This is a genomic window from Mycobacterium sp. NGS41 (assembly GCF_059812725.1).
Map to the genome: position 1 here is coordinate 211391 of NZ_JCALDF010000007.1, position 8518 is coordinate 219908.

The 8518-nt window shown below is 66.3% G+C and carries 10 protein-coding genes; 7 read left to right on the forward strand and 3 right to left on the reverse strand.

Annotated elements, in window-relative coordinates; translation table 11 throughout:
• Positions 1 to 28: 28 nt before the first annotated feature.
• From dacB to hpt, 4 genes are all read left to right on the forward strand, one after another.
• The gene (gene dacB, locus AC5Y21_RS09840) at positions 29 to 1411 is read left to right on the forward strand and encodes a D-alanyl-D-alanine carboxypeptidase/D-alanyl-D-alanine endopeptidase (RefSeq protein ID WP_499911754.1); all 1383 of its coding nucleotides are present in this window, start codon (positions 29 to 31) and stop codon (positions 1409 to 1411) included.
• Positions 1396 to 2463, forward strand: coding sequence for a zinc-dependent metalloprotease (locus AC5Y21_RS09845; protein ID WP_499911756.1), 1068 nt, complete (start codon positions 1396 to 1398; stop codon positions 2461 to 2463). The genes dacB and AC5Y21_RS09845 overlap by 16 nt, the downstream gene beginning before the upstream one ends.
• Positions 2442 to 3401, forward strand: coding sequence for a tRNA lysidine(34) synthetase TilS (gene tilS / locus AC5Y21_RS09850; RefSeq protein WP_499911758.1), 960 nt, complete (start codon positions 2442 to 2444; stop codon positions 3399 to 3401). Before AC5Y21_RS09845 ends, tilS begins: the two co-directional genes overlap by 22 nt.
• Positions 3402 to 3713: 312 nt before the next feature.
• A complete protein-coding gene (hpt, locus tag AC5Y21_RS09855; RefSeq protein ID WP_499911759.1) occupies positions 3714 to 4325 on the forward strand; it encodes a hypoxanthine phosphoribosyltransferase in 612 nt (203 codons plus the stop codon).
• 160 nt (positions 4326 to 4485) lie between these two features.
• On the opposite strand, the gene AC5Y21_RS09860 is transcribed toward hpt, so the two are convergent.
• The 3 genes from AC5Y21_RS09860 to AC5Y21_RS09870 all read right to left on the reverse strand — a co-directional run bounded on the left by AC5Y21_RS09860 (position 4486) and on the right by AC5Y21_RS09870 (position 6220).
• The gene (locus AC5Y21_RS09860) at positions 4486 to 5226 is read right to left on the reverse strand and encodes an SIMPL domain-containing protein (RefSeq protein ID WP_499911760.1); all 741 of its coding nucleotides are present in this window, start codon (positions 5224 to 5226) and stop codon (positions 4486 to 4488) included.
• 36 nt (positions 5227 to 5262) lie between these two features.
• Positions 5263 to 5685, reverse strand: coding sequence for a WhiB family transcriptional regulator (locus tag AC5Y21_RS09865; RefSeq protein WP_499911762.1), 423 nt, complete (start codon positions 5683 to 5685; stop codon positions 5263 to 5265).
• Between the two features lie 223 nt (positions 5686 to 5908).
• Complete coding sequence (locus AC5Y21_RS09870; RefSeq protein ID WP_499911764.1) at positions 5909 to 6220, reverse strand: hypothetical protein; 312 nt, start codon at positions 6218 to 6220, stop codon at positions 5909 to 5911.
• A 47-nt stretch (positions 6221 to 6267) separates the two neighbouring features.
• On the opposite strand from AC5Y21_RS09870, the gene AC5Y21_RS09875 reads away from it, so the two are divergent.
• The 3 genes from AC5Y21_RS09875 (at position 6268) to AC5Y21_RS09885 (ending at position 8494) form a co-directional block, all read left to right on the forward strand.
• Positions 6268 to 7785 (forward strand): CdiA C-terminal domain-containing protein, encoded by a 1518-nt coding sequence (locus tag AC5Y21_RS09875; protein ID WP_499911766.1) that lies wholly within the window; start codon positions 6268 to 6270, stop codon positions 7783 to 7785.
• A 4-nt stretch (positions 7786 to 7789) separates the two neighbouring features.
• The gene (locus AC5Y21_RS09880) at positions 7790 to 8050 is read left to right on the forward strand and encodes a DUF8617 domain-containing protein (RefSeq protein WP_499911768.1); all 261 of its coding nucleotides are present in this window, start codon (positions 7790 to 7792) and stop codon (positions 8048 to 8050) included.
• A 291-nt stretch (positions 8051 to 8341) separates the two neighbouring features.
• Positions 8342 to 8494, forward strand: coding sequence for a DUF6086 family protein (locus tag AC5Y21_RS09885; protein WP_499911770.1), 153 nt, complete (start codon positions 8342 to 8344; stop codon positions 8492 to 8494).
• Positions 8495 to 8518 lie beyond the last annotated feature (24 nt).

Below are 8518 nucleotides of genomic sequence, written 5' to 3' on the forward strand. Positions count from 1 at the left end.
AGAATGGGACGAGACAGTCAGGAGAGTGATGGGTCCTACTCGCTGGCGGAAATCCACCTACGCGATCGTCACGGTGGCCGTGCTGGTGTTGGTTGCCGCTGTGGTCGCGGCGGCGGCGTACTTCACCACTGGTCACGGCACCAGTAGCGCACGCCCGACGGTGCCGCCGCCTCGACCGCCGACGGTCAAACCGGCCATGAATCCGGTGGCCGACACCGCCGAGATCCCGAGCGCCGCCGGGCTCGCGGCGGCGTTGGCCCCGATTGCGGCCGACCCCAATCTGGGCACGTTGGGGGGTCGGATCAGCGACGCCATGACAGCCAAGGAGCTGTGGCAGGCGGCAGCTGACGTGCCGTTGGTGCCGGCGTCGACCAACAAGGTTCTGACGGCCGCGGCGGCACTGCTCACGCTGGACCGTCAGGCCCGCATCAGTACCCGGGTCGTGGCCGGCAGCCAGAACGCGCAAGGCCCGGTCGTGCTGGTGGGCGCCGGGGATCCGACGCTGTCGGCAGCGGCGCCCGGTGCCGACACCTGGTACCGGGGTTCGGCGCGGATCAGCGACCTCGTCGAGCAGATCCATCGAAGCGGCACGACACCGACGGCGGTCCAGGTGGACAACCACGTGTTCACCGGCCCGACGATGGCGCCGGGCTGGGACCCGGCCGACGTCGGCAACGGCGATATCGCCCCGATCGAGGCGGTGATGATCGACGCCGGGCGTATCCAGCCGACCACCGTCAACTCGCGACGGTCGCAGACCCCGGCACTCGATGCCGGCCGCGAGCTGGCCAAGGCCCTTGGACTGGATGCCAACGCGGTCACGCTCACCACAGCACCGACCGGCGCGCGGCAGCTGGCCGTGGTGCAGTCGGCGCCGTTGATCCAGCGGCTGTCGCAGATGATGGAGCACTCCGACAACGTGATGGCCGAATGCATCGGTCGCGAGGTGGCGGCCGCCATCAACCGGCCGCAGAGCTTCGCCGGTGCGGTCGACGCGGTGACCAACCGGTTGAGCACCGCACACGTCGACACCGGCGGCGTCCGGCTGGTCGATTCCAGCGGGTTGTCCGTCGACGACCGGTTGACGGCCAAGACACTCGACGGTGTGGTGCAGGCGGCGGCTGGGCCGGATCAGCCGTCGTTGCGGGCGCTGCTGGATCTGCTGCCCATCGCCGGTGGCAGCGGCACGTTGTCCGACCGCTTCCTCGACCCGGCCACCAACCTCGGGCCAGCTGGTTGGCTGCGGGCCAAGACCGGCTCGCTGACCGCGATCAACGCGCTGGTCGGGGTGCTCACCGACAGCAGCGGCCGGGTGCTGACGTTCGCGTTTATCTCCAACGGCGCGGGCCCCAACGGCCGCAACGTGATGGATGCTCTGGCTACCAAGCTGTGGGGATGCGGGTGCGCGTGACACCCTCTGACCTCACTCTCGGTACCGCTGTCGACTGGCGATTCGCTGCCACCGTGGGCCAGCGGCTGGCCCGGCCGGGGCCGCCGTCCACTGACTACACCCGCCGCCAGGTGATCGAGGAGCTGACGAGCTCGGCCGCGAAAGCCGAACCGCCGGTGCGCGACATCACCGGCCTGGTTACCGACGGCTCTACAACAGGCGACGTGCGGCCGACCCGCATCGTCGACCGCTCGGAGTGGGTGGGGGCCGCGGCCGAGTCGATGCGGGTGATGACGAAGGGGACCGAGAAACCGCAGGGGTTCTGGACCGGCCGGATCACCGGTGCGCAGACGGGTGCGGTGTTGGCGTTCGTATCCTCGGCGATCCTGGGTCAGTACGACCCGTTCGCCGCCGGGCAACAGGGCTGTCTGCTGCTGGTGTATCCGAACGTCATAGCCGTCGAGCGTCAGCTACGCCTCGAGCCATCCGAATTCCGGTTGTGGGTTTGTCTGCACGAGGTGACTCACCGGGTTCAGTTCACCGCCAATCCGTGGTTGGCCGGTTATATGTCGCAGACGCTGGGGATGGTGACCCAGGACGCCGGCGAGGACGTCGGGCAGGTGGTGAGCCGGCTCGCCGACTTCGTCCGCAACCGCGGTGACGGGGCGGCAGACGGGGGCTCGCCGGGGATTCTCGGCCTGGTGCGGGCCGTGCAGTCCGAGCCGCAGCGCAAAGCCCTGGATCAGCTGCTGGTGCTCGGCACGCTGCTGGAAGGCCACGCCGACCATGTGATGGACGCCGTCGGGCCGAGGGTGGTGCCGTCGGTGGCCACCATCCGGCGCCGTTTCGATGAGCGTCGCCACCAGAGGCAACCGCCGCTGCAGCGGCTGGTGCGCGCGCTGCTGGGCATGGACGCCAAGATGAGCCAATACACCCGCGGGAAGGCGTTCGTCGACCATGTGGTGGACCGGGTCGGAATGGAGCGGTTCAACACGATCTGGTCGGGCCCCGACACCCTGCCGTTGCCCGCCGAGATCGAAGAGCCGCAACGATGGATCGACAGGGTGCTGTAGGGCAGCTGCGCGCGGCTGTCGAAGCGTTCGCTCGCACCTATTTGGCTGCCGACGATCCATGGTGCGTGGCGCTGTCGGGCGGCCCCGACTCGTTGGCCCTGACCGCGGTCGCGGCCCAGCTGCGGCCCACGACAGCGCTCATCGTGGACCACGGCCTGCAGCCCGGTTCGGTCGCCGTCGCCGAAACGGCACGGTCGCAGGCAGTCGCATTGGGATGTGTTGACGCACAGGTCGTTTGCGTGCAGGTGGGTAGTGACGGCGGTCCGGAAGCGGCGGCCCGTGCCGCACGGTACGCCGCGCTGAACGCCTGGCGTGGCGGGCCGGTGCTGCTGGCCCACACGCTCGACGATCAAGCCGAGACGGTGTTGCTGGGCCTGGGCCGCGGGTCGGGGGCTCGCTCGATTGCCGGGATGCGGCCGCACGATCCGCCGTGGTGCCGGCCGTTGCTGGGGGTGCGGCGCAGCGCCACGCACGCGGCGTGCCAGGAGCTGGGCCTGATCGCATGGCACGACCCGCACAACACCGACCGCCGCTTCACCCGGACCCGGCTGCGTCTGGAGGTGCTACCGCTGCTGGAAGAGGTGTTGGGGGGCGGGGTCACCGAGGCGCTGGCCCGCACCGCGACGGCGTTGCGCGAGGATACGGAACTGATCGACAAGCTCGCCGCGCAGGCGTTGCCGGACATCAAGGCCGGGCCCGGTTTAGACACCCAGGCATTGGCTGCCCTGCCAGACCCGGTACGCCGACGGGTGATCCGCGGCTGGCTGCTGGCCGGTGGCGCGAGCGGCCTGACCGATAAGCAGATCCGCGGAGTGGACACGCTGGTCACCGCGTGGCGCGGTCAGGGCGGAGTCGCCGTCGGCTCTGCATTGCGCGGTGAGCGATTGGTGGCCGGTCGACATGACGGCGTTTTGATGCTGAGCCGCGAGCCGGTCTAAGGACGTCTTGCCGGCCTGGCTGGCTAGGTGGGTGGCCGGCTGGACGTCCGGACGCTTGGACAACGAGTGTGAAGCCTCGGCTTTCCGCGTGAATCCTGGGTGGAAAAATTGCCGAATTTCCGCCGTGGACGCACACGGGAAGCCGTCAGCTCACGCCCAACGCCCTGAATGCACGCGCAACGCCGTCAGCTCACGCCCAACGCCCTGAATGCACGCGCAACGCCGTCGGCTCACACCAACGTCCTGAGAACCCCGTCCAGACGAACGAAATCGGGGTTCGCGTTGGTTGTTCGACCAGTGGCGTGGCACTCTGTGGTCGTGGCCCAGATCTCCTCGGCGATCACCCCCGGACAAACCCCGGAGCTGTACCCGGGAGACATCAAGTCCGTGCTGCTCACCGAGGAGCAGATTCAGGCACGCACTGCCGAACTCGGCGCGCAGATCGGCAACGACTACCGCGACATTGCCGCCGAGACCGGCCAGGATTTGCTGCTGATCACCGTGCTCAAGGGCGCGGTGATCTTCGTCACCGACCTGGCCCGTGCGATTCCGGTGCCCACCCAGTTCGAATTCATGGCCGTCAGCTCCTACGGGTCCTCGACGTCTTCGTCGGGTGTGGTGCGGATCCTGAAGGACCTCGACCGCGATATCAACGATCGCGACGTGCTGATCGTCGAGGACGTCGTCGACTCCGGCCTGACCTTGTCGTGGCTGTCGCGCAACCTGACCACCCGGCATCCGCGCTCGTTGCGGGTGTGCACGCTGCTGCGCAAGCCGGACGCGGTGGGTGCCAACGTCGATATCACCTACGTGGGCTTCGACATTCCCAACGACTTCGTCGTGGGTTACGGGCTGGATTACGACGAGCGCTACCGCGACCTGCCGTACATCGGGACGCTGGATCCCAGGGTTTACCAGCTCTAGTGTCCTGAGTCGTCTGACGTACTGTTCGCCTCAACTCACTCTCACTAGCCGAGCGTGGGTGATATGGATGAAAAGTCAACGCATTTCGTCCATAGCCCCCACGGTCGACGCGCCCACAGTGGCGGCCCGCTTCGCCCGGCTGCGCCGCGCGCGATCGTCACTAGCCAAGCTCCCAGACCGCCGTCACCGAGAAGCTCACCGTCTGCTGGCCGGGCTCCACCGGTACCGCCGCCATGCCGCGTGGGGCCGGCGGCGCCCCGGTGGCGGGTGCGGCGCCGGTTCCCTCCGAGATGGAAAGCACCTTGCCCAGTCGCAGACCCGACAGCTGTGCGTACTGCTCGGCGCGGCTCTTGGCGTCCTGGAACGCGCGCGCACGCGCGTCCTTCACCAGCTGCGAGTCGTCGGCGATCGAGTAGCTGACCGAGCTGATCCGGGTCGCGTCGCCGCCGGTGCTGACGATCAGGTTCAGCAACTTGGAGGCGGCATCGGTCGGGTGGATCTTGACCTCGATCCCATTGCTGGCGCGGTAGCCGGTGATGGTCGCGGTGCCCGACGGACCGGGATTGCTGTACTGCGGCTGCAGGCTGACCTGGTTGGTGCGGATGTCCTTGCGATCCACCCCGGCGCCCACCAGCGCGTTAATCACCGCCTGTTGGCGGTCGTTGGTCTGGTTCATCGCGCTGGTGACGTCGGGCGCGGTGAACTCGATGGCGACGTCGGCGGTCAAGGTGTCCGGCACACCCTGAACTTTCCCCGACCCGAGGACGGTCACCTGACGCGGATTAGCCCCCGGCGATGCCGCCTTGTGGGAGTCACAGGCCGACAGCGCGAATAAGGCCAAGCTGGCGGCGGCTGCAGCAATCGACCTGCGGACAAGGCTTTTCGAGCTGATTGTCGGCATGCCTGGCACCCTAGCGGCTCTCGACCGCTCGCGTGCTTACGCCGCACTGCTGTCCGGGCGCGCCCGGCGGCGCGGGCTGGCGTCGGGCATCTTAGGTGCCGGCGCGTTGCCGAGTTCTTGTGCGCGGCGTGCTTCGAACTGTTGCAGGAGGCTTGCGTAGATGGGTTCGAGCTCGCCCGGTTTGTCGCCGGGCAGGATGTGGCCGCCCCACACACCGTGGGTGGCGCGGCTGACGACGGCGTTGTAGCCGCAGCGGCCCAGGAATGGGCAGTCCTGGCACATCCGGGCGGCTTGTTCGCGGTCGCGGAACGGGGAGAACCACAGATCGCGGCCTTGCACAGGGTCAGTGTGCTGCCGGCAGGGGGTGAGTGCCTCGGTTTCGAAGACGCGTCCGCCGACGGTGAGCAGGTGTTGGAAGTCGCTGGGCCCCAGGCGGGCCGCTTGTTCGGCGCTGGTCATGGCTGTCGGTGTCCTTTCGGTGGATCGAAGCTGATGCCATCGCATCGCGTCCCTGGCCCGGCATTAACCGGTAATTAGGGGAACATATGGGAGCAGTTACCGGCGTAGCAGCCGTCATGACGGGCGAAGTCAGCGATTGGCTCGACACACCATTGGCGCAGAGGCGTCGTCGGGTGCGGACGATACTGCATGTCAGAGCGCCGTGGGGCCGACCCGGCCGCGGCTAAAGCGTCAGGTAGTAACGATGGCCGTCCGTTACCACAACTTCACCGGTATTTACCGGCCCACTCGGCAGAACCACGATCGGAAGCGGCAGGGCAAAATCAGGCTCGGATGGCCGCTGCTCAAGCCTGCGGGCGTCGTTAGTATCACCGCGTGACAGCAAACCCCGGACACTGAACGCTTCCATCTGGTTATGAATGTTCGCCGGTGGTTGTGCAATCATGCGGTGGTGGTCGATCCGCGGAGTGAGCGCGCCACGGTATGTGACCGCCCGGCTGCCTCCGCTGGCTCGCATGTCATCGGCCATCTGCATGTCCCCACGCTGCCCCGGTTGGGCTCGCGAGCGCGACGCGATCGCTGATGGCCGCCGTAGTTTCCTCGGGCACCGGTGGCGGCGATGAGCTGTTCGCCGAACCCGCCCAGGCGCTGCCGCTGATCGCCCAGGGCGCTGCGGTGGGCACCAAATCCGCCGCTGGCGGTGCTTCTCATGCGGCGGCTTCGCCGCCCATCACCGCACCGGCCACCCCGTTTGACGCCGCGGTCCAGGCCGCGCTGATTGCGTTGGCCGAGCAGGATGAAGCGGCCGCCATGCTCAGTGCAACCAGTGCAGCCACCCATGCCGCTGGTGCCGATGCCGCGGTGGCGTCGGTGGTCACCGAAGACACCCACTCCGGGCAGAGCCTGACCCGGGTCGGCGAGCAGGTCGGCAGCGGCGGGATGTATCAAGGTCTTGCGGCGATGATGCCGCCCGTGCCGCCGCTGCCCTCCACCGGTGGTGCTCCCTCGACTGGTGCCGGTGGTGGTTCCTCACCGGTGCTGGCTTCGATCCTGCAGCCCCCGGTTACCGCACCGGCGCACTCGCCTGGTGCCGCACCGTCACCAACGCCGACGGCCCAGCCGCTCGCACACACTCAACCCCAGCCACCCCCGACGACGCAGTCCCCTGATGCGGGGCAAGCCCAACATGCCCAAACCCGGCAGCCCCCGCTATCCACCGAACCCCCGCGGGCTCAGCCGTTGGCGCCAGCAGCACCCGTGACGGCATCTCCTGCCCTCGCCGCTGGCGGGCCCGCACCGCTCAACGGGTCCCCCAAGCCAGGTCCGGGACCCAGCGGGGTTCAAATGCTCGGCGGCCCACGCGGATTAGGGCCGCCACCACAAGCCCCGCCACGCGTGCCTCCACCACTTGACCCAGAACCACCGGGTCCACCGCCCATCCCCCCGAAAGACATGACACCGGAGCAGGTCCGGCAAACCTACGCGGAGACGACAACCCAGGATCTGAAGGCACTCTACGAGCGCGTGAAAGAGGCGTATCGCGGAGAATGTCTGACGCATGTTTTCCAAGTGCCGCGAGAACAGCCGGCGCTTGACGCCTGCTGGGCCGAATACCGCACACTCAAATCGTTTGAGGCCGAGTTGCAGGCGAGGGGCGTACAGATCTTGCCGCCCGATGCCCAGCCAACACCAACCCAGCCCGGCCCTCAACCAGCGCCAGGCGAGGCTCCTGGCCAGCCGCCGCACCCATCGACGGGCAACCTCACCGTCGAAGGGGAGCGGTTCTCCGCAAGTGAGCGCGAGGTGGCCCAGGAGTTGGCCAATCGCGGACACACCGTCATCCTTCGGGAGGCGGACCCATCTGCCCCACGTACCTCGGACCTTGTTGTGGACGGCAAACCATATGATGTGTACACGCCAACGACCGGCAATATCGACCGCATCGTCGGTGCGATCGCCGATAAGGGATCACAAGTGCGTGGTGGTGGGGTAGTGATCGACCTCAGGCAATCACCCCTTACGCCCGACCAGCTCGGTGATCTACTACCACGTGTCAGGGGAATAACCGATCAAATCAGCGACATTATCGTGATTAAATAGACTGATGGCAAAGTTTGTGTGCGTATGCGGAACGGTGATACATACCAGCGGTAATATTCCGAACGAGAATGAGTGGAAACTCATATCAGATATTGACTTCGACGCGTATCACGGGCTTGTGGATGTTGAGCAGATCTACCGGAGCGGAACGATAGCATTTCGATGCCCGGTCAGTGACCATCTGTGGATTTATTGGGACGGTTTCGATAGCATACCCCAGCTGTACGCTCCAATTCCCGGCGGGGAGCGTGGTGGGCCGGCGTGATCCATGCCTCGATAGGTCACCGATATTGTCCTGGTCGAGAATGTCGTTTTGCGGGAAGAAAAGACTGTGATCACGCCTCCAAATATCGAGAAATGGGTTATGGATCAATACATCGACAAAATAGAGAAGTGCATCGTATCGCGGCAATATCGCGTTCTTTGAAAACACGCCTATAGTCATCCGGTTCACCACTCCACGTGTGGATCCGGCATTGAGAGCTGCGGTGCAGAACACTCTCGCTGATTTCCGAACGAAGTATGCGGGTATAACGGTCCTAGTAGAATGGCCATCATGAGCTATGTCTTCGACGTTGGAAACGAGACGGTGTGGAGCCCGGCCCTGCAGGTGGGTGATCTCTACGTCCGGTTCATCACGCAAATCGGAGATCTGTTTCGACTTCCGACCGGGCTAAGCGCGAATGGCATCGGACTATTATTATATTGACCTCGTCCCGTTCGAGGTGCTTGT

Coding starts and splice junctions, on each gene's coding strand:
- dacB (WP_499911754.1), top strand. CDS start 29: ATGGGTCCTACTCGCTGGCGGAAATCCACCTACGCGATCGTCACGGTG.
- AC5Y21_RS09845 (WP_499911756.1), top strand. CDS start 1,396: ATGCGGGTGCGCGTGACACCCTCTGACCTCACTCTCGGTACCGCTGTC.
- tilS (WP_499911758.1), top strand. CDS start 2,442: ATGGATCGACAGGGTGCTGTAGGGCAGCTGCGCGCGGCTGTCGAAGCG.
- AC5Y21_RS09860 (WP_499911760.1), bottom strand. CDS start 5,226: ATGCCGACAATCAGCTCGAAAAGCCTTGTCCGCAGGTCGATTGCTGCA.
- AC5Y21_RS09865 (WP_499911762.1), bottom strand. CDS start 5,685: ATGACCAGCGCCGAACAAGCGGCCCGCCTGGGGCCCAGCGACTTCCAA.
- AC5Y21_RS09870 (WP_499911764.1), bottom strand. CDS start 6,220: ATGCAGATGGCCGATGACATGCGAGCCAGCGGAGGCAGCCGGGCGGTC.
- AC5Y21_RS09875 (WP_499911766.1), top strand. CDS start 6,268: ATGGCCGCCGTAGTTTCCTCGGGCACCGGTGGCGGCGATGAGCTGTTC.
- AC5Y21_RS09880 (WP_499911768.1), top strand. CDS start 7,790: ATGGCAAAGTTTGTGTGCGTATGCGGAACGGTGATACATACCAGCGGT.
- AC5Y21_RS09885 (WP_499911770.1), top strand. CDS start 8,342: ATGAGCTATGTCTTCGACGTTGGAAACGAGACGGTGTGGAGCCCGGCC.